This window comes from Xanthomonas sp. NCPPB 1068, assembly GCF_041479385.2.
Taxonomy (GTDB): Bacteria; Pseudomonadota; Gammaproteobacteria; order Xanthomonadales; family Xanthomonadaceae; genus Xanthomonas; species Xanthomonas cannabis.
This window is the reverse complement of sequence record NZ_CM192986.1, coordinates 3,753,980-3,772,569: the sequence shown is the minus strand read 5'-3', so window position 1 is coordinate 3,772,569 and position 18,590 is coordinate 3,753,980. Positions and strand designations below refer to the sequence as shown.

General features: G+C 67.1%; 16 protein-coding genes. 8 read left to right on the top strand and 8 right to left on the bottom strand.

The window, feature by feature from the left end; genetic code table 11:
• Positions 1–20: 20 nt before the first annotated feature.
• From pepQ to rph, 7 genes are all read right to left on the bottom strand, one after another.
• Positions 21–1,346 (bottom strand): Xaa-Pro dipeptidase, encoded by a 1,326-nt coding sequence (gene pepQ, locus ACCQ12_RS16015; protein WP_372382222.1) that lies wholly within the window; start codon positions 1,344–1,346, stop codon positions 21–23.
• 61 nt (positions 1,347–1,407) lie between these two features.
• Positions 1,408–1,755, bottom strand: a complete 348-nt coding sequence (locus tag ACCQ12_RS16010) for a PilZ domain-containing protein (protein ID WP_047696865.1) — start codon at positions 1,753–1,755, stop codon at positions 1,408–1,410.
• Complete coding sequence (locus ACCQ12_RS16005; RefSeq protein ID WP_372382221.1) at positions 1,752–4,163, bottom strand: DUF1631 domain-containing protein; 2,412 nt, start codon at positions 4,161–4,163, stop codon at positions 1,752–1,754. Before ACCQ12_RS16005 ends, ACCQ12_RS16010 begins: the two co-directional genes overlap by 4 nt.
• A 182-nt stretch (positions 4,164–4,345) precedes the next feature.
• Complete coding sequence (gene hemW, locus ACCQ12_RS16000) at positions 4,346–5,503, bottom strand: radical SAM family heme chaperone HemW (protein ID WP_372382220.1); 1,158 nt, start codon at positions 5,501–5,503, stop codon at positions 4,346–4,348.
• Positions 5,504–5,518: 15 nt separating this feature from the next.
• Positions 5,519–6,118, bottom strand: coding sequence for an RdgB/HAM1 family non-canonical purine NTP pyrophosphatase (gene rdgB, locus ACCQ12_RS15995; protein ID WP_372382219.1), 600 nt, complete (start codon positions 6,116–6,118; stop codon positions 5,519–5,521).
• Positions 6,115–6,507 carry a VOC family protein gene (locus tag ACCQ12_RS15990; RefSeq protein WP_372382218.1) on the bottom strand — a complete coding sequence of 131 codons (393 nt, stop codon included), beginning with the start codon at positions 6,505–6,507 and terminating at the stop codon, positions 6,115–6,117. The genes rdgB and ACCQ12_RS15990 overlap by 4 nt, the downstream gene beginning before the upstream one ends.
• Positions 6,504–7,229 carry a ribonuclease PH gene (gene rph / locus ACCQ12_RS15985; protein WP_228335568.1) on the bottom strand — a complete coding sequence of 242 codons (726 nt, stop codon included), beginning with the start codon at positions 7,227–7,229 and terminating at the stop codon, positions 6,504–6,506. Before rph ends, ACCQ12_RS15990 begins: the two co-directional genes overlap by 4 nt.
• Before the next feature lie 109 nt (positions 7,230–7,338).
• Between rph and ACCQ12_RS15980 the strand changes: the two genes are divergently transcribed.
• From ACCQ12_RS15980 to ACCQ12_RS15965, 4 genes are all read left to right on the top strand, one after another.
• Positions 7,339–8,199 carry a YicC/YloC family endoribonuclease gene (locus ACCQ12_RS15980; protein ID WP_372382217.1) on the top strand — a complete coding sequence of 287 codons (861 nt, stop codon included), beginning with the start codon at positions 7,339–7,341 and terminating at the stop codon, positions 8,197–8,199.
• Between the two features lie 166 nt (positions 8,200–8,365).
• Positions 8,366–8,977, top strand: a complete 612-nt coding sequence (gmk, locus tag ACCQ12_RS15975; RefSeq protein ID WP_005996765.1) for a guanylate kinase — start codon at positions 8,366–8,368, stop codon at positions 8,975–8,977.
• 290 nt (positions 8,978–9,267) lie between these two features.
• Entirely contained in the window at positions 9,268–9,567 is a 300-nt protein-coding gene (gene rpoZ / locus ACCQ12_RS15970; protein WP_002812428.1) for a DNA-directed RNA polymerase subunit omega, read from the top strand.
• Between the two features lie 128 nt (positions 9,568–9,695).
• Positions 9,696–11,867: a RelA/SpoT family protein gene (locus ACCQ12_RS15965; RefSeq protein ID WP_104580719.1), complete on the top strand. Its 2,172-nt coding sequence runs from the start codon at positions 9,696–9,698 to the stop codon at positions 11,865–11,867.
• 178 nt (positions 11,868–12,045) lie between these two features.
• Here ACCQ12_RS15965 and ACCQ12_RS15960 read toward each other — a convergent pair whose 3' ends face one another.
• Positions 12,046–12,915: a LysR family transcriptional regulator gene (locus ACCQ12_RS15960; protein ID WP_039410367.1), complete on the bottom strand. Its 870-nt coding sequence runs from the start codon at positions 12,913–12,915 to the stop codon at positions 12,046–12,048.
• Positions 12,916–13,211: 296 nt separating this feature from the next.
• Here ACCQ12_RS15960 and kdgD point away from each other — a divergent pair, with 296 nt between their 5' ends.
• From kdgD to gudD, 4 genes are all read left to right on the top strand, one after another.
• Complete coding sequence (gene kdgD / locus ACCQ12_RS15955) at positions 13,212–14,129, top strand: 5-dehydro-4-deoxyglucarate dehydratase (RefSeq protein WP_166749216.1); 918 nt, start codon at positions 13,212–13,214, stop codon at positions 14,127–14,129.
• On the top strand, positions 14,129–15,709 hold the full coding sequence (locus tag ACCQ12_RS15950; protein ID WP_372382216.1) for an aldehyde dehydrogenase (NADP(+)): 1,581 nt from the start codon (positions 14,129–14,131) through the stop codon (positions 15,707–15,709). Before kdgD ends, ACCQ12_RS15950 begins: the two co-directional genes overlap by 1 nt.
• Before the next feature lie 116 nt (positions 15,710–15,825).
• On the top strand, positions 15,826–17,205 hold the full coding sequence (locus ACCQ12_RS15945) for an MFS transporter (RefSeq protein WP_372382215.1): 1,380 nt from the start codon (positions 15,826–15,828) through the stop codon (positions 17,203–17,205).
• Positions 17,206–17,224: 19 nt separating this feature from the next.
• Positions 17,225–18,580, top strand: a complete 1,356-nt coding sequence (gudD, locus tag ACCQ12_RS15940) for a glucarate dehydratase (RefSeq protein ID WP_372382214.1) — start codon at positions 17,225–17,227, stop codon at positions 18,578–18,580.
• Positions 18,581–18,590: the final 10 nt, after the last annotated feature.

Sequence of the window (18,590 nt, the reverse complement as noted above, 5' to 3'; positions counted from 1 at the left end):
TGGTCGGCCGCGCCTGCTGCTCAAGCGGCGGCGAAGACCGGGCGGGTCAGGTTTTCCGGCGCGTCGTCGGTGCACGCCACTTCATCTTCGATGCGAATGCCGCCGTACGGTTTGAACTGCTCCACGCGCTGCCAGTCGATGCTGGCGGCGTGGCCGTTCTTCTTCACTTCGTCCAGCAGCATGTCGATGAAGTACACACCCGGCTCGATGGTCACCACCATGCCTGGTTCCAGCACGCGGGTCAGGCGCAGGTAGGGATGGCCTGCCGGGCGTTCGATGCGGCCGCCGCGGTCGCTGGCGGCAAAGCCGGCCACATCGTGTACCTGCAGGCCGATCAGGTGGCCCAGGCCATGCGGGAAGAACGCGGCACTGACGCCGGTGGCCAGCGCGGCCTCCGGCGACACGGTGATGATGCCGAACTGCTGGAGGATGCCCATCAACGCCAGATGCGCATCGATGTGCAGCTGCTTGTAGTCCACGCCGGCGCGCACGGCCTGGCCCATGCGGGTCTGCGCGGCGTCGACTGCATCGATCAGGGCCTGGAATTCGCTGCCGGTATCGGCGGCGTACGTGCGGGTGATGTCGCTGGCATAGCCATGTGCCGACGCGCCGGCATCGATCAGGAAGCTGCGCAGCGGCTGCGGTGGCTGCTGGCCGAGCTCGGTGTAATGCAGCACTGCGCCATGCTCGTTGAGCGCGATGATGTTGCCGTATGGCAGCGTGTTGGCATCCTGGCCCACGGCCGCGCAGTAGGCCATATGGATGCCGAATTCGCTCTGGCCGGCGCGAAACGCCGCTTCGGCGGCACGATGGCCGCGCACTGCCAGCTGCTGGGCGATGCGCATCAACGCCAGCTCGTACGGGGTCTTGAAGGCGCGCTGATAGTCCAGGTAGTCGAGCACCGGCTGCGGGTTGTTCGGCACGTAGGCGCCGAGTGCGCTGCGCGCCTCGCCGAGGATGGCGCAGCGCTCGACCTGCCTGGGCAGCAGCGCCAGCGCCTGTTCCGGGGTGCGGATGATGTGGATGTCGCAGTGCTCCACCCACCAGCCGCTGGGCGCGTCGGGCACCACGTGCCAGTAGTCGAACGGTTGGTGGAAGATCACCGTCGGCCGCTGGCCCGGGGTGTAGACCAGCCAGCTGTCGGGCACCCGCGTCAGCGGCACCCAGGTCTTGAACTGCGGGTTGACCGCATAGGGGTAATCGCGGTCGTCGAACACCTGGTAGTGCGTGCTGCCGCTGGGGACCACCAGATGATCGAAGCCGCCGCGTTGCAGCGCCTGGTCGGCACGCGCGGTCAGCGTGCGCAGGTGGTCGGAATACAGGTGGCTCAAGGAGGGCTGGGTCATGCGGGACTCGATCGGCAATGCGAAGCAATGCGCAAGTTTGCCGCAATCGCACTGCGCTGCGTCAGCCGACCATGTGTTCTTCGGCGATCCAGGCGCGCAGGCGCTGGCGATGCGGCTCGGACATGCTCAGGAACCGGAAGCCGGCCCAGGCCTGCCCGGGCGCATGCGCCGGCTCCGACCACAGCAGGTGCACGCCGACGTCGATCTCGGTGGCGCGGCCAACGCGTTCGGGCAGGCTGAAACGCAGCTGGTACAGCGCGTCGTCGTGCAGGGCAACCGAGGCCAGCAGCAGCATGCCGGTTTCCGAGACATTGCCGACCCGGCCGATCTGCGCTTCGCTGAGCATGTCGATCACCGGCACCATGTCGTTTGGTTGGCGGCGCGGCGCACGGCGGGTGTCCTGGATCATGGCAAGGCCTCTGCGGGAGCGTGGCCGGCCAGGCTGCGCAGCGTACGCACGGTGGCATGCCAGGCACGGTCGATCAGGCGGGATTTCTCTTCGACCAGCAGGCGCGCCTGGCCGCCGGCCATCAGCCGCGCCAGCCCGTCCAGCGAGTGCTCGCCGATCTTTTGCCCGCGCTGATTGACGAACAATGCATGGCCGGTCATCGGGCTGTACCAGGACAGGCGTTGCCGGCGCAGGTCGCCTTGCTGGTTGATCACGAATTCGAACCAGGTCCCGAACGGCAGGCTGCGTAGCTGCGTGTAGCAGGCATCTTCGGCCGGCGTGCGCGGTATGGCGGCGGGCTTGTGCGCTGCAGTGTCGGCCTGCTCGCCCAGGCGCGCGCGCGCCTTGAGCTTGGCGGCCAGTTCGGTGCGCGAGCTAAGCGCATCGTCGCCGCCGGGTGTGGACAGGCGGCGCGCAATCGCGGCCGCTTCGTCGTGGTGATAGCCCACCTGCAGCAGCGCGGTTTCGACATCGGTGCCGAGCGCAATGTCGGTGGGCTCGCCCTTGTTGCGGCAGGTGACCTCGGCGATGCGCGTGGTCAGCGCCAGGCGCTCGTCCCACTCCGGCGACTGCTCGCCTTGCCGCAGCAGGGTGAGCGTGAGCACGTCGGACCAGGCCTGGCGCAGCAGCGATTGCACGAACCGCGGCGGTGCGCTGTCGTCGCACACCTGCTCGATCCGCGCCTGCGCCTGCTGTTTGGCAGTTTCCAGCCGTTCCTTGCCGCGCGCGGCATCCACATGCCGGCGTTCGGCCACGTCGGCCTTGCGCGCCAGGGTGCGCAGATGCGCCTGGATGTCATCGTTGGCGGCGGCAAAGGTCGCCTCGTCGCCCTGGTAATCGTTGACGATGGTGTCGACCGCGGCGCCCAGCTTGTGCAGCAGCTGCGGGTCCACATCGTCCTCGCCCAGCCACACCGCGCCGGACTCGGCCACGGTGTTGAGTAGCTCGCGCACCGGGTGCTGGTCGCGCACGAAGAAATGCGTGTCGGCCAGGGCTGCGCGTACCACCGGCACCTGCAGCCTGGCGAGCAGGGCCTGCGCAGGTGTGTGATCGCGCACTTCGCGTTGCATCTGTGCGTAAAGCAGACCAAGCAGGTCGAAGGTGTCGTTGTCCTGCGGCGACAGCGTGGCGTCTGCGCCGTGCTCGGCGCGCAGCAGCTCCAGCACCTGGCGCTGCACCGCATCGATACCGGGTGCCGGCGACAATGCACCGGGGCGTGCGCCCGGCGCGCCCTGCAGGCTGGCCAGTGCCTTGCCCAGCGCGGCCTTGGGCACGCAGGGCGCAGCGCTGGCTGCCGGCGCTGCAGCCGGCTGGGCGGCGGCCTGCAGCAAGCTGCCCGGGGCGGTAGCGCCATGCGCGCCAGCGGTGCCGGCTGCCTGCCAGTGGCGTGCCGAGGACATCAGGCCGCCAAGTGCGTGTGCGGCCTCGTTCAACCCGGGCGAGGCCGCGTGCATGCTGCTGGTAGCACCCGACGCTGCAGGGGGCAGGCCTTGCGGATCGAGCAGGGCACTCTGCCAGGCGTTCGGAGCGGCGTGCCCGTGCCAGCCGTTGGCCGGCCGCGGGGGGCGCTGCGCGCTGCCGTGTGTGCCTGCTGCGGCGTTGCCTGCAGGTGTCGCCGCACCGGCTGGCGCGGTGCGGCGCGTCTGCACATGGGTGGGCTTGACCAGGTAGGGGTGATAGATCAGCCCGGGCAGGATGCCTTCCTGCGCGAGCGTGGCATTGGCGCTCTCGTAGACATCGCCCAGGCGATCCATCACCTGATGCTCGAAGACCTTGTACAGCGCGAGCTGCCCATCCAGGCCGAGACCCAGGCACTGGCCGCACTCACGCACGATCCGGCACAGGGCATAAGGCCCGAGCGGCAGGGCGTCGAGCTCGAATTCCGGCACTGCGCCGATCACTGCCAGACGTTGCGCGAGCAGTTGCAGCGCATCGGCACGCCGCGAGGTCTCGCGGCGGGCGATGTCGCTGAGCACGATGTCGCGATCGATGTCGGTGTCTTCCACCAAGGTCAGCGTCTGCGGTGGCGTGGACGCATCGGCGGGCGGCATCAGCGCAGGGCGCTCCTGCAATGCCGCCAGGTCCTGCGCCAGATGCTGCAGGAACAGCTGCGGAAAGCGGTCGATATGATCGCGCAGGCCGCGCATCTGCGCGTAGGTATCGGCCTGAATCTGGCTGTTGCGTGCGTGCTCGGCCTGATGCAGCAGCGCGCGTTCCAGCTCGACGATGGTCAGCCGTAGCGGGCCGCCGAGCGCCTGCACGCACTGCGCATGCAACATGCCAAGCAGGCGCCGGCCGCGCGCGGAAACGGGCGCGTCGGCGATCGGGCCGCTGAGCGTGGGCTGCAGGGAGGACAGGGGCGTGGACATCCGGGGAGATGGGCTCGGTGCGAAGCGTGAGCTATGTAGCATGTTTTCCGGCCGCGCAGCGATCATCGCGATGCGAGGTGCCAGGAGCCCGGTGCCGGCCGCGCCGTGTCAACGGGGCACGAGCCCACGCTGGCGCATGTTCGCCGCACCGCAATCTTGCCGGCGCAGCAGGGGGCGCGTGCTCAGGGCAAAAACAGCTCGACCACATCGTTGGTGAAGCGGCGGCCCAGCTCGGTGGGCAGCACGCGCCCGTCCTGTTCGACCAGCCAACCCTGTGCCACCGCACGCGCGACCGGTGCGGCGATGGCCGACGCGGCCAGGCCGGTGCACGCTTCGAAATCGCCCAGGCGAAACCCTTCGTGCAGCCGCAGCAGGTTGAGCATGTATTCGAACGGTAGCCGCTCGCGCGGCACGACCTCGTCGCCACCGACCGATGCGGGCGTGCCGGCGCTGGCCAGGTAGCTCTGCGGATGCTTGTGCTTCCAGCGCCGCAGCACGTGTTGTTCGGCGCCGGAACTGATCTTGCCGTGCGCACCTGCGCCGATACCCAGGTAGTCGCCAAACCGCCAGTAATTGAGGTTGTGCGCGCACTGCCGGCCCGGCTTGGCATAGGCGCTGACTTCGTACTGCGCATAGCCGGCCTCGGCGAGCAGCGCTTGGCAATGTTCCTGGATATCCCAGGCCGCATCGTCGTCGGGGATGCCCTTGGGCGGCCGCGCGAAGAACACCGTGTTCGGCTCCAGCGTGAGCTGGTAATGCGACATGTGGGTGGGCTGCAACGCGAAGGCGCGTTCAAGGTCGCGCTCGGCCTGCGCCAGGGTCTGCTCGGGCAGCGCGTACATCAGGTCGATATTGACATTCTCGTAGCCGGCATCCTGCGCCAGCTTGATCGCACGTTCGGCCTCGGCGCTATCGTGGATGCGCCCTAGCCGCTGCAATGCCACATCGTCGAAGCTCTGCACGCCGAAGCTCAGGCGGTTCACGCCGGCGGCGCGATAGCCGTCGAAGCGGCCATGCTCGGCGGTGCCTGGATTGGTTTCCAGGGTGATCTCCAGATTCGGTGCAAAGCGCAGCCGCGCGGCCGCCGCCTGCAGAAACCGGTCGATCGCCTGTGGCGGAAACAGGCTCGGCGTGCCGCCGCCGAAGAACACCGAATGCACCACGCGCCCCCACACCAGCGGCAGGTCCGCATCCAGGTCGCGGATCAACGCATCTACGTATTCCTCGAACGGCAGCACGCCCTTGGCCGCATGCGAGTTGAAATCGCAGTACGGGCATTTGCGCACGCACCAGGGCAGGTGCACGTAGAGCGACAATGGCGGCGGGATCAGTTGGGGCATTACGCTAGGCGTGATTCACAACGCCAACGCATGCAGCTTGTGCTGCAGCGTGGCCAAGGCCACCGCGCGATGGCTGAGGCGGTTCTTCAAGGCGGTGTCCATCTCCGCGGCGGTCAGGCCGTATACCGGATCCAGAAACACCGGGTTGTAGCCGAAGCCGCCATCGCCACGCGGTTGCGTGGTGATCACGCCCTCCCAGCTGCCTTCGGCGATCAGCGGCTGCGGATCTTCCGGGTGACGCAGCAACACGATCACCGCATAAAACCGCGCGCTGCGGCGTTCGGCGGGCACGTCGCGCATGGCATCGAGCAACTTGGCGTTGTTGGCCTGCGCATCGGTGGGGCTGCCGGCGTAGCGCGCGCTGTACAAACCGGGCGCACCGCCCAGCGCATCGACGATCAGGCCCGAATCATCGGCCAGCGCCGGCAAGCCGGTCACCGCGCTGGCATGGCGTGCCTTGATCAACGCGTTCTCGACGAAGGTCAGGCCGGTTTCCGGCACGTCTTCCACGCCCAGCTCGCCCTGCGCGACGATGCGCAGCGGCAGTGCCGCCAGCATGGCGCGCAGTTCTTCCAGCTTGCCGGCGTTGCCGCTGGCCAATACCAGTTGCTTCATTGCTTGGGCTCCAGCAGATCCCACTTGGTGCCGTACAGATCGCGGAACACCACGACCGTGCCATACGGCTCGTCGCGCGGGGTTTCCAGGAATTCCACGCCGAAGGCCTGCATGGCCGCATGGTCGCGCCAGAAGTCGTCGGTGTAGAGAAAATGATCCACGCGCCCACCGGTCTGATCGCCGATGCGCGCGCGTTGCGCGGCGTCGGCCGGCTGCGCGAGCAGCAGGCCGGCATCCCGCGTGCCGCCCGGGCCGATCACCACCCAGCGTTTGCCATCGCCCAGTGCGCGATCTTCCAGCACGTGGAAGCCCAGCGCGCCGGTGTACCAGGCAATCGCCGCATCGTAGTCGGCAACCAGCAAGGTGGTCAGGGCGATGCGACGGCTCATCCGGCCAGTGCGGCGCGTTGCAACGCGAACAGCTCGCCCATGCCCTTTTCGGCCAGCGACAGCAGCGCGTTGAGTTCGTCGCGACGGAAGGCATGGCCTTCGGCCGTGCCCTGCAGCTCGATGAAGCCGCCGCCATCGTTCATCACCACATTCATGTCGGTATCGCAGTCGCTGTCTTCCGGGTAATCCAGATCCAGCACCGGTTCACCACGATAGATGCCGACCGACACCGCAGCCACCGCGCCAATCAACGGGTGCTTCTTGATGTCGCCGCGCTTGAGCAGCAGGTTCACTGCGTCGGCCAGCGCCACGTAGGCGCCGGTGATGGCCGCGGTGCGGGTGCCGCCATCGGCCTGCAGCACGTCGCAGTCCAGGGTGATGGTGCGCTCGCCCAGCGCGTTGCGGTCCACGCAGGCGCGCAGTGCGCGGCCGATCAGTCGCTGGATTTCCAGCGTGCGCCCGCCCTGCTTGCCACGGGCGGCCTCGCGATCGGAACGGGTGTGGGTGGAGCGCGGCAACATGCCGTATTCGGCGGTGACCCAACCTTCGCCCTTGCCGCGCAGGAAGCCCGGCACGCGGTTTTCCACGCTGGCGGTGCACAGCACGCGGGTGTCGCCGAAGCTCACCAGCACCGAGCCTTCGGCATGGCGGGTGAAGGCGCGTTCGATGCGCACCGGGCGCAGCTGGTCGGCCGTGCGGCCGCTGGGACGGGAAAAGGTCATGCGATGAGTCCGGAAGTCGGGAGGTGGGTCGGGCGTCAGTGCGCGGCGTGCAGGCAGCCGGCAAGGGCGGCTAGGGTACCATTCGCGCTTTGACGGCACGGGATTCACGATGATCCGAAGCATGACCGCGTTTGCTGGCGGCGAACGCATCACGCCCTGGGGCACGCTCGGTTGCGAGCTGCGCTCGGTCAACCACCGCTTTCTGGAAGTGGGCACGCGCCTGCCGGAAGAATTGCGTGCGCTGGAGCCGCTGCTGCGCGAGCGCGTGGCTGCCAAGAACAGCCGCGGCAAGCTGGACCTGACGCTGCGCCTGCGCGCGCCGGAAAACGCACAGACTCTGGCCGTCAACGAAGCACTGCTGCAGGAACTGGGCGCGCTTGCCGCGCGGCTGCAAGGCGTCTTCCCCAAGCTGCAGGTGGGCTTCACCGACCTGCTGCAGCTGCCGGGCGTGCTGCAGGTACAGGACGTGGATGCGCCCGCGCTGCAGGCGCAGGCGTTGGCCTTGCTGGACGAGGTGGTCGACAGCTTTGTTGCTGCGCGCGAGCGTGAGGGCAGCAAGCTGGCCGCGGCGATCAGCGAGCGGGTGGATGCGATCGAACGTATCGCCGCCGAGGTGCGCACGCTGATTCCGGCAATTCGCGAAGGGCAGCGCGTCAAGCTGGCCGCACGCCTGGCCGATCTGCCGCATCCGGTGGACCCCGGCCGCACCGAGCAGGAGCTGGTGCTGTGGCTGCAGAAGCTGGACGTGGACGAGGAGCTCGACCGCCTGTCCAGCCACATCGCCGAGATCCGTCGCGTGCTCAAGCAGCGCGAGCCGGTGGGCCGCCGCCTGGACTTCCTGCTGCAGGAGTTCAACCGCGAAGCCAACACACTGGGCTCCAAGTCGGTAGACAGCCGCACCTCCAACGCCGCCGTGGATCTGAAGGTGTTGATCGACCAGATCCGCGAGCAGGTGCAGAACATCGAGTAGCCGGGATTCGGGATTCGGGATTCGGGATTCGAGATTCGGGATGGGGCAGTTGCCGGTTCCCGATGTCTGCGGGCTGCGGCCAATCCCGGTAGCATGTCGACCCCGGTGGTACCGGTCCGCAGTCCGTTCGCGAATCCCGACTCCCCAATCCCGAATCCCTGATCCTATGCGCGGCACCCTCTATATCGTTGCGGCCCCCTCGGGCGCCGGCAAGAGCAGCATCGTCAACGCCACCTTGGCGCGTGATCCCAAGATCGCCCTGTCGATCTCGTTCACCTCGCGCGCGCCTCGGCCGGGCGAGCGGCATGCCGAGCACTACCATTTCGTCTCTGCCGACGAGTTCCAGGGCATGATCGAGGCGGGCGACTTTTTCGAGTACGCGCTGGTGCATGGCGACTGGAAGGGCACTGCGCGGCAGTCGGTGGAGCCGCAGCTGGCCGCCGGGCACGACGTGTTGCTGGAGATCGACTGGCAGGGCGCGCGCCAGGTGCGCCAGAAGGTGCCCGATGCGGTGAGCGTGTTCATCCTGCCGCCGTCGCGCCAGGCGCTGGACGAGCGCATGCGCAAGCGCGGGCAGGACAGCGAGGACGTGATGGCACAGCGTCTGGCTGCCGCGCGCGAGGAGATGCTGCATTTCGAAGAGTTCGACTACGTGATCATCAACGAAACCTTCGACACCGCCGTGTCGGAGATGTGCGCCATCTTCACCGCCAGCCGCTTGCGCCGGCAGGCGCAGCAGCAGCGGCATGCCGGGCTGATCCAGGCCTTGCTGGACTGACGGCGCATGCGTGACCGTCGCCCGCAGCGTGGGTGGCGTGGCGGGCACTGATCCGGCCATGCGGCAGGGCGCCAGGCGGCTCGCATTCGGGTGCAGTGGACGCGCTCAGCGGGTGGGCAGGGGCCGGGTCTGCGCACCGGCAAGGATTCCCTGGCCTGGTGCACGGGTCCAAGTCGCTGATTCCAAAGGAAACTGAACGGCCATCGGTTGCCCGCTCAACCGTGCAGGCGTACACTCCGCCCCCTTTCCCTCATTCGATGCGCGGCCGTTGCTGGTCGCCGGGAGCCCGCATGGCCCGCATTACCGTAGAAGATTGCCTGGAAGTCGTGAACAACCGTTTCGAGCTGGTCATGATGGCCTCCAAGCGCGCCCGTCAGCTCGCCAACGGCGTGCAGCCGCTGATCGAAAACGCCGACGCCAGCGACAAGCCCACCGTGATGGCACTGCGCGAGATCGCCGCACGCCGGATCGACAACGCGCTGATCGACGAAGTCGAGAAAGCCGAGCGCGAGCGTGCCGAGCGCGAAGCACTGGAATGGGCCGCCGCCGAAGTGGTCGCCGACGAAGACATGTCCAAGAACGACGATTGATTGCCCGCGTCACGGCGATCGATTCGAACAGCCCGCATCCACGCGGGCTGTTTTCGTTTGGGGCTCCGGCAGTACGCCGGGGTGTGCAAACGTTTGCCGTCACTGCGCCGCTGGCATAGTCTTCCGCCATGAACCCAGGCCCCACTGCCCAGGCGACCGTCGTGACGTCTCCGTCTTCCGACCAGGCCATTCCCGACTACGTCCTGCACTTCGAACGCGCCGCCAGCTACCTGCCCAGGGAGCAGCTGCCGATCCTGCGCCGTGCCTGGGAGGTTGGCGCCACCGCGCATGCCGGCCAGACCCGTAAATCCGGCGAGCCCTACATCACCCATCCGGTGGCCGTGGCCGGCGTGCTGGCCGAGCTGGGCCTGGACATGGAATCGCTGATCGCCGCGATCCTGCACGACACCATCGAAGACACGCCGCTGACCCGCGAGGAGCTGGCGTCCGAATTCGGCGAAGCGGTGGCCGAGCTGGTCGATGGCGTCACCAAGCTGGACAAGCTCAAGTTCCGCGACCGCCAGGAAGCGGCGGCGGAAAGTTTCCGCAAGATGCTGCTGGCGATGTCGCGCGACCTGCGCGTGATCATGATCAAGCTGGCCGACCGCCTGCACAACATGCGCACGCTCGGCGCGCAAAGCACCGAAGCGCGCGGCCGTATCGCACGCGAGACGCTGGAGATCTACGCACCCATCGCGCAGCGCCTGGGCATGAGCCTGATCAAGTCCGAGCTGCAGAACCTGGGCTTCCGCGCGCTGTATCCGTGGCGCCACGCCATCATCGAGAAACACATCCGCAGCCAGCCGGTGGTGCGGCGCGAATCGATGGCGCAGGTGGAAGTGCAGCTGTCGCAGCGCCTGGCCAAGGAAGGGCTGGAACATCGGCTGGTCAGCCGCATCAAGACGCCCTGGAGCATCTATTCCAAGATGCACGAAGAGAACAAATCCTTCGACCAGGTGATGGACGTGTTCGGCTTCCGCCTGGTGGTGCGTTCAGTGGCCGATTGCTACCACGCCCTCGGCGCGGTGCATGCCACATTCAAGCCGCTGGACGGGCGCTTCCGCGATTTCATCGCGATCCCCAAGGCCAACGGCTACCAATCCCTGCACACGGTGTTGTTCGGGCCCTACGGCTCGCCGATCGAAGTGCAGATCCGCACCGAAGAGATGGACCTGATCGCCGAACGCGGCGTTGCCGCGCATTGGACCTACAAGGTCGGCTCGGCCTCGCCCAATAGCGCGCAGAGCCGCGCGCACGACTGGATCGTGGAGCTGATCGATTCGCAGCGCGCCGCCGGCTCGTCGCTGGAATTCCTGGACAACGTCAAGGTCGACCTGTTCCCGGACGAGGTCTATCTGTTCACGCCCAAGGGCAAGATCCTGGCGCTGCCGCGCAATTCCACCGCGCTGGATTTCGCCTACGCGGTGCATACCGACGTGGGCAACCGCGCGGTGGCCTCGCGCGTGGACAAGAAGCTGGTACCGCTGCGCACCAAGCTGGTCAGCGGGCAGGCGGTGGAAATCATCACCGCGCGCTCGGCCACGCCCAAGCCGCAGTGGCTGGAATTTGTGGTCAGCAGCAAGGCGCGCACCGCCATCCGCCATCAGCTCAAGCAGCTCGAGCACGAAGATGCCGTGCAGCTGGGCCACCGCATGCTCGATCGTGCGCTGGAGGCGATGGACTCCTCGCTGGAGCGGCTGCCCAAGGGCCGCCTGGACGCCTTCCTCAACGAGCACCGCTACCCACGCCTGGAAGCCTTGCTGGCCGATGTTGCACTTGGCAACTGGATGCCGACCCAGGCCGCGCAGGCGTTGATGGCTTACGCGGAATTGCGTGGTGGCGGCCATTCCAAGCATTCGCACGAAAAGATCCTGATCGACGGCAGCGAACGCGGCGTGATCAGTTTCGCCAACTGTTGCCAGCCGATTCCTGGCGACGAGATCATGGGCTACCACACCGCCGGCAAGGGCATCGTGGTGCACCGGCTGGATTGCCCGAACCTGGCCGAGCTGCGCAAGTCGCCCGAGCGCTGGGTGCCGATCGACTGGGATTCCAGCGTGACCGGTGACTACGACACCGCGCTGGTGGTGGAAGTGGAAAACCGCACCGGCGTGCTGGCGCAATTGGCCGCGGCCATTGCGCAGAGCCAGTCCAATATCGAACGCGTGGATTACCTGGACCGCGACTTCAACGCGGCCGTGCTGCGTTTCAATATCCAGGTGCGCGACCGCCGCCATCTGGCCGAAGTGATGCGCCGGCTGCGCCGCCTGCATGTGGTGCAGAGCGTGGGGCGGCAGTAAGAGCTGGCCGTCGTCAGCGAGTCGCGGACGAAGTGAGTCACGGACGATAGGCAGCAACTGCCGTGCATGCGTGGCAGATGCGGCAGGGGTATCGCACGCGCTCGCCTGCCGGTGAGCGCCGTCGTTTTGTTTGCCGCTCGACGTTGCTGCCGGTGAACATGCGCTTCATTCGTTGCGCTCAGGCAATCAACCGGCGCAGCGCCGGGTTGTCGTTGTCCTGCTTCCACACCAGATGCAATTCCACCGGCGTGGCCGGCGTTTCATCGCGCAGCGGCAGGTAGACGATGCCGGCGTAGCGCAGGCCGCTGGCGCCTTCCGGTACCAAGGCCATGCCCATGCCGCCGCGCACCAGCGCCAACACCGAATGGATCTGGCTGACGTACTGCACCGAGCGCGGTGCGATGCCGCGTGCGCCGAACAGCTGCGCCAGCAGGTCGTAGAAATAGCGCGCTTCGTCTGGCGCGTAATTGACCAGTGGCTGGCCGTCGAAATCCTGCAGGCGCAGGCTGTCGTGTTGCGCCAGCGGCGAGTCTTCCGGCAGCGCGGCGATCAGCGGTTCGCGGGCCACGCAGCGGCTGTGCAGGCCCTGGCGCTGGATCGGCGGACGCAGCAGGCCGATATCCAGCCGCCCGGCGTCCAGCGCATCCAGCTGCGCCAGGCTGACCATTTCCTTGAGTTGCAGGTCCACATCCGGCGCTTCGCTGCGCCAGCGCGCAATCGCCTCGGGCAGGAAGCGGTAGCTGGCGCCAGCGGTAAAGCCCACCGATACGCTGCCGGCATCGCCGGTGCCGATCCGCCGTGCACGCAAGCCGGCGTTTTCGGCCATGCGCAGGATCGCGCGCGCTTCGGCCAGCAGGCTGCGCCCGGCCTGGGTCAGTCGCACATGCCGGCTATTGCGCTCCAGCAGCGCGGTGCCAACGCTGTGCTCCAGCAGCTGAATCTGCCGGCTCAGCGGCGGCTGGGTCATGTTCAGGCGCTCGGCCGCGCGCCGAAAGTGCAGCTCGTCGGCGACGGCCACAAAGCAACGCAGTTGCTGCAGATCGAACATGGCGAAGGTCTTGGCTGTCGAAGTGCTGGAATTGGATGCTGCACCCGCAACATCTGCGTATCGCCAGCGCCGATGAATGGGCGCATGGGCAGGCGTGCAGTGGCTGACGGGCGCAACCATTGGTAATTACAAAGACTCGAGAAAACCGTTGCAAAGCAGTCATTTGCGGCTCATTGCGGCGGCTGGTGAGGCTATTGATTCAATTGATGTATCAAACAATACGTCCTTTGGTTTGGACCGGCAACGATCTGCCGTCCCAGGATCAATCGCATCCCCCGCCCAGGAGCGTTTGTCCAATGAGCAGCAGATACACCCCGACCGAAATGGCCCAGGCGCTTGGCTCCGGTCTGTTGTCGTTTCCGGTCACCCATTTCGATGCCGACTTCGCCTTCGACGAGCCCGCCTACCGCAGCAACCTGGACTGGTTGTCCTCGCACCCGGCTGCCGGCCTGTTTGCCGCCGGCGGGACCGGCGAACTGTTTTCGCTGACGCTGGATGAAGTGAACCGCGCGGTGCGTGCCGCCGTGACCCAGACCGCCGGCCGCATGCCGGTGATTGCGCCGGCCGGCTACGGCACTTCGATCGCGATCGAGATGGCGCAGGCCGCCGAACGCAACGACGCCGACGGCATCCTGCTGTTTCCGCCGTACCTGACCGAGTGCGATGCCGACGGCGTGGCCGAGCATGTCGAGCGCGTCTGCAAGGCGACCTCGCTGGGCGTGATCGTCTACGGCCGCGCCAACGCTCGGCTCGACGATGTGACGCTGGCGCGCGTGGCCGAGCGTTGCCCCAACCTGGTGGGCTACAAGGACGGCATCGGCGATGTGGACCGCATGACCCGCATCTACGCGCGGCTGGGCGACCGCTTGCTGTACGTGGGCGGCCTGCCCACCGCCGAAACCTTCGCGCTGCCGTATCTGGAAATGGGCGTCACCACGTATTCGTCGGCCATCTTCAATTTCCTGCCCGAATGGGCTTTGGACTTCTACGCTGCCGTGCGCGCGCGCGACCACGCCACCATCTACCGCGAGCTCAACGACTTCGTGTTGCCGTACACGGTGCTGCGCAATCGCCGCGCCGGCTATGCGGTGTCCATCGTCAAGGCCGGCATGCGCGCGGTCGGCCGCCCGGCCGGGCCGGTGCGCACGCCGCTGGCGGACCTGACCGATGAAGAATCCGCGCAGCTCAAGCAACTGATCGGAGGGCGCCGCTGATGCATGCCATCACAGGTCAATCGCTGATCGGGCAGCGCTGCGTGCAAGGCACCGGCGCGCACTTTCATGGCGTGGATGCGGCCAGCGGCGAATCGCTGCAGCCGGCTTTCGGCTCGGTGAGCGCGCAGGAGCTGGAGCAGGCTTGCGCGTTGGCGCAGTCGGCCTTCGACACTTACCGCGAAACCACGCTGGAAGCACGCGCGGTCTTTCTGGAAACCATTGCCGAGCAGATCCTGGCGCTGGGCGATGCCTTGATCGAGCGCGCCATGCGCGAAAGCGGGCTGCCGCGCGCCCGGCTCGAAGGCGAGCGCGGTCGCACGGTCGGGCAGCTGCGCCTGTTCGCCACCGTGGTGCGCGAAGGCAGCTGGTTGCAGGCGCGCATCGACCCGGCATTGCCGCAGCGCACGCCGTTGCCGCGTGCGGATCTGCGCCAGCGGCATATCGCGCTGGGGCCGGTAGCAGTGTTCGGTGCCAGCAATTTCCCGCTGGCGTTTTCGGTGGCTGGCGGCGATACGGTGTCGGCGCTGGCAGCCGGATGCCCGGTGGTGGTCAAGGCGCACGGCGCGCATCCGGGCACCTCCGAACTGGTGGGCCGCGCGATCCAGGCCGCCGTGGCGCAATGCGACCTGCCCGAGGGTGTGTTCTCGCTGCTGTTCGACGCAGGCATCGAGATCGGGACGCAGCTGGTGGCCGATGCACGCATCAAGGCGGTGGGCTTCACCGGCTCGCGCGCTGGCGGCCTGGCGCTGGTCAAGGTCGCCGCCGCCCGCCGCGAGCCGATTCCGGTGTACGCGGAAATGAGTGCGATCAACCCGGTGTACCTGTTGCCGCAGGCATTGCAGGCGCGCGCGCCGGCCCTGGGCAAGGCCTTCGTCGGTTCGCTGACCCTGGGGGCCGGGCAGTTCTGCACGAATCCCGGCTTGCTGCTGGCGATCGATTCTCCGGCGGTGGATGCCTTTATCGCGTCTGCGACACAGGCGCTGCAGGACGTCTCGCCGGCGGCGATGCTGACCGCAGGCATCGGCGATGCCTTTGCGCAAGGCGTCCAACGCCTGGCGGCACATCCACAGGTCGCCACGCTGGCGCGCGGCGCTGCGGCGGAATCCGGGCGCTGCCCGGCTGCGTTGTTCGGCACCGATGCCGATGCATTTCTGGCCGACGAGGCACTGCAAGCCGAAGTGTTCGGTGCCTCGTCGTTGCTGGTCCGCTGCAGGGATATCGATCAGCTGCGCGCGCTGAGCGAGCACCTGGAAGGCCAGCTCACCGCCACCTTGCACATGGATGCCGACGACACCGCGCTGGCTGCCACGCTGCTGCCGGTGCTGGAACGCAAGGCCGGCCGCATCCTGGTCAACGATTGGCCGACCGGCGTGGAGGTCTGTCACGCCATGGTGCACGGTGGCCCGTCCCCGGCCACCTCCGACAGCCGTAGCACCTCGGTGGGCACGCTGGCGATCAATCGCTTCCTGCGGCCGGTCTGCTACCAGGACCTGCCCGCCGCGTTGCTGCCTGCTGCCGTGGCGCACGGCAATCCGCTCGGCGTGTGGCGACGCGTCGACGGCGCACTGGGGCACGACTGACAGCACCGGCGGCAACCATGCCTGAGGCGTGCCGGAGGAGGGTCCGGCATGCCAGCTGCAGGCGCCATTTGGAGTACCGAAGCGCACTGCGCTTCCATCGTCATAGGTGAGGAACGATGATGGCTACCGATTCAACGACTGTCGGTTCGACGACAGTTCCGCGCAGGCGCTATTTGATCCTGCTGATGTTGTTCGTGGTGACCACGATCAACTATGCCGATCGCGCCACCTTGTCCATCGCAGGTTCCGCGGTCCAGGATGCGCTGGGCATCGACGCGCTGCAGATGGGCTTCATCTTCTCTGCGTTCGGTTGGGCGTATGTGGCCGGGCAGATTCCCGGTGGCTGGCTGCTCGACCGCTTCGGCTCGCGCCGCGTGTATGGCCTGTCGCTGCTGATCTGGTCGGTCTTCACGGCATTGCAGGGCTTCATCGGCTGGGTGCCGGTGGCCTGGGCGGTCACCACGTTGTTCGTGCTGCGCTTTCTGGTCGGCATTGCCGAAGCGCCGTCGTTCCCGGGCAATAGCCGCATCGTGGCGGCCTGGTTTCCCACCGCCGAGCGCGGCCTGGCCGCGTCCATCTTCAATTCCGCGCAGTACTTCGCCACGGTGGCATTTGCGCCGCTGATGGGCTGGCTGGTGCATGCCTGGGGTTGGGAACACGTGTTCCTGGTGATGGGAGGCGTGGGCGTGTTGCTGGCAGCGCTATGGCGCAAGACCATCTACGCACCGCGCGAACATCCGCGCCTGAGCGCACAGGAGCTGCACTACATCCAGCGCAACGGCGCACTGGTGGACATGGAGCAGGGCAACAAGCCCGGCAGTCAGCCCAAAGGCACCCAGTGGCATTACGCCAAACAGCTGCTGTGCAACCGCATGTTGCTGGGCGTGTATATCGGCCAGTACTGCATCACCACGCTGACGTATTTCTTCCTGACCTGGTTCCCGGTGTACCTGGTCAAGGAGCGTGGCATGTCGATCCTGGAAGCGGGTTTCGTGGCCTCGCTGCCGGCGGTGTGCGGCTTCATCGGTGGCGTGCTGGGCGGCTATGTGTCCGACCGCATGGTGCGGCGCGGCTATTCGCTCACCGTCTCGCGCAAGACGCCGATCGTGATCGGCATGCTGATGTCGGTGACGATGATCGGCTGCAACTACGTGCAGGCCGAATGGATGGTGGTCGGGCTGATGGCGCTGGCGTTCTTCGGCAAGGGGATCGGCGCGCTGGGCTGGGCGGTGGTGGCCGACACCTCGCCCAAGGAGATCGCCGGCTTGTCCGGTGGTTTGTTCAACACCTTCGGCAACATCGCCGGCATCACCACGCCAATCGTCATTGGCTACATCGTCTCCACCACCGGCAGCTTCGAGTGGGCCCTGGTGTTCGTCGGGCTCAACGCATTGCTGGCGGTGGTGTCCTATCTGGTGATCGTGGGCGACATCAAGCGCGTGGAACTGAAGGCGCCTCCCGGCGGCCCGTCCATGCCCGTGCCCGCACCGCTGTGACCATCCTCGGAGAATCCTCATGACCATCCACACATCACCTGCAGCCATCGGCACCACGCCACGCATCACCGACGTGCGCGTGGTGCCGGTGGCCGGCCAGGACAGCATGCTGCTCAACCTCAGTGGCGCGCATGCGCCGTACTTCACCCGCAACGTGCTGGTGTTGCGCGATTCGTCCGGGCGCATTGGTGTGGGCGAAGTGCCGGGCGGCGCTGCCATCGCCGGGTTGTTGAACGAAGCAGCCGCACTCATTCGCAACCGCTCCATCGCCGATTACCAGCGCATCCTCAACCAGGTGCGCACCGCCTTCGCCGATCGCGACAGCGCCGGACGCGGGCTGCAGACCTTCGATCTGCGCATCACCATCCATGCGGTCACCGCCATCGAAGCGGCGTTGCTGGATCTGCTGGGGCAATTTCTCGATCAACCGGTCGCCGCACTGCTCGGCGAAGGTCAGCAGCGCGATGCGGTCGATGTGCTGGGCTATTTGTTTTTCATCGGCGACCGCCGCAAGACCGGGCTCGATTACCGCGACGGCAGCGATGCGAGCGATGCCTGGGAAGCGGTGCGCGACCAGGAAGCCTTGACCCCGGCAGCGGTGGTGCGGCTGGCGGAAGCCGCGTACGAAAAATACGGCTTCCGCGATTTCAAGCTCAAGGGCGGCGTGCTGCGCGGGGAAGCCGAAATCGAGGCCATCCACGCCTTGCATGCGCGCTTTCCGCAGGCGCGCATCACGCTCGATCCCAACGGCGCATGGTCGTTGCAGCAGGCCATCGCGCTGTGCCGCGACATGCACGGGGTCATGGCGTATGCGGAGGACCCGTGCGGCGCCGAGCAGGGCTATTCCGGTCGCGAAGTGATGGCCGAATTCCGCCGCGCCACCGGCCTGCCCACCGCCACCAACATGATCGCCACCGACTGGCGGCAGATGGGTCACGCCATCCAGCTGCAGTCGGTGGACATCCCGCTGGCAGATCCGCATTTCTGGACGCTGCAGGGCTCGGTGCGGGTGGCGCAACTGTGCCGCGACTGGGGCCTGACCTGGGGCTCGCATTCCAACAACCATTTCGATATTTCGCTGGCGATGTTCACCCACGTGGCCGCCGCAGCGCCGGGGCAGGTGACGGCGATCGATACGCACTGGATCTGGCAGGACGGCCAACGGTTGACGCGCAACCCGTTGCAGATTGCAGGCGGCCAGATCCAGGTGCCGGCCAAGCCCGGCCTGGGTGTGGAACTGGACCTGGATGCACTGGACGCGGCGCATCGCACCTATCAAAGCCTGGGCTTGGGCGCGCGCGATGACGCGGCCGCCATGCAGGCGCTGATTCCCGACTGGACCTTCGACAACAAGCGGCCGTGCCTGGTGCGCTGAAGCGTGCCGA